This window comes from Propioniciclava sp. MC1683 (genome assembly GCF_014164675.1).
Classification (GTDB): Bacteria; Actinomycetota; Actinomycetes; order Propionibacteriales; family Propionibacteriaceae; genus Propioniciclava.
In genome coordinates, this window is record NZ_JACJFX010000094.1 from 1 (window position 1) to 1,455 (window position 1,455).

At 66.7% G+C, this 1,455-nt stretch carries 1 pseudogene; it reads left to right on the forward strand.

Annotated features, from left to right (window positions below):
* Positions 1-133: 133 nt before the first annotated feature.
* Positions 134-1,424: pseudogene (locus H5397_RS17360) on the forward strand (IS256 family transposase).
* Positions 1,425-1,455: the final 31 nt, after the last annotated feature.

Here is a 1,455-nt window from a genome sequence, read left to right on the forward strand (position 1 = left end):
GAGCAATGATCAGAACCTGTGGATGGCTCTCGGCGAGGTGACGTGAAACGGGCGTACCTCCCGAGCAAGATCGAAGCCCATGCAAGTTCTGATCAGGGTCGGCGTTGGCGCGCCGGCTCGGGAAGGTACGCCCATGCTCAAAGTAGTTCACAACGCTGAGGAGTCCAACGAGCCAGGCGGTGCGTCGCTGTTGGACGGGCTGGTCCGCGACGCGGCCCGTCAGATGCTCGCGGTTGCGCTGCGGGCCGAGGTCGCCGCCTACATCGACTCCGCTGCCGACCAGCTTGACGATGCCGGTCGGCGCTTGGTGGTGCGCAACGGTCACCACAACGAACGCGAGGTCCTGACCGCGGCGGGCCGGGTGCCGGTGCGAGCCCCGCGGGTCAACGACAAGCGCATCGATGAGGCCACCGGAGAACGTAGGCGGTTCGCTTCGGCGATCCTGCCGGCGTGGGCGAGGAAGTCGCCGAAGGTTGCGGAGGTGTTGCCGCTGCTGTACCTGCACGGTTTGTCCTCCTTGGACTTCGGTCCGGCGCTGACCCAGTTCCTGGGCTCGGCGCAGGGCCTCTCGCCGGCGACGATCACGCGGTTGACCAAGGACTGGCAGGACGAGGCGGCCGCGTTCAACACCCGCTCCCTGGCCGGCACCGACTACGTGTACGTGTGGGTCGACGGGATCCACCTCAAGGTTCGCCTCGAGCAGGATAAGGTGTGCCTGCTGGTCATGATCGGCGTCCGCGCGGACGGCACCAAGGAGCTGATCGCCCTCGACGACGGGCACCGGGAGTCCACCGAGTCCTGGCTGGACCTGCTCCGCTCGGCCAAGCGGCGTGGCATGCGGGCGCCGGTGCTCGCGGTCGGCGACGGCGCGCTCGGGTTCTGGGCCGCCCTGCGGGAGGTCTTCCCTGAGACCGTGGAGCAACGCTGCTGGTTCCACAAGATCGCCAACGTCCTCAATGCGTTGCCGAAGTCGGTCCAGCGCGGCGCGAAGACCGCCCTGGCCGAGATCTGGAACGCCCAGGACAAAGAGCACGCCCAGAAGGCTGCCAAAGTGTTCGTCGCCGACTACGGGGTCAAGTGGCCCAAGGCCACCGCCAAGATCAGCGACGACCTTGACGTGCTTCTGGCCTTCTACGACTACCCGGCCGAGCACTGGGTCCACCTGCGCACGACGAACCCGATCGAGTCCACCTTCGCTACCGTACGGCTACGTCAGCGCGTCACCAAGGGGCCCGGCTCCCCGGGCCGCGGGGATCGCGATGGCATTCAAGCTCATCCAGTCCGCACAAGCCAGGTGGCGAGCAGTCAACGCGCCCCATCTCGTCGCTCTGGTCCGTGCCGGCGCGACCTTCGACAAAGGCATCCTCGTCGAACGACCCGACGAACCGACCCACGAATCAGGAGGCGATCAACACGTCGCGTGACACGCCCATCCACAGGTCTTGACTATTCCTC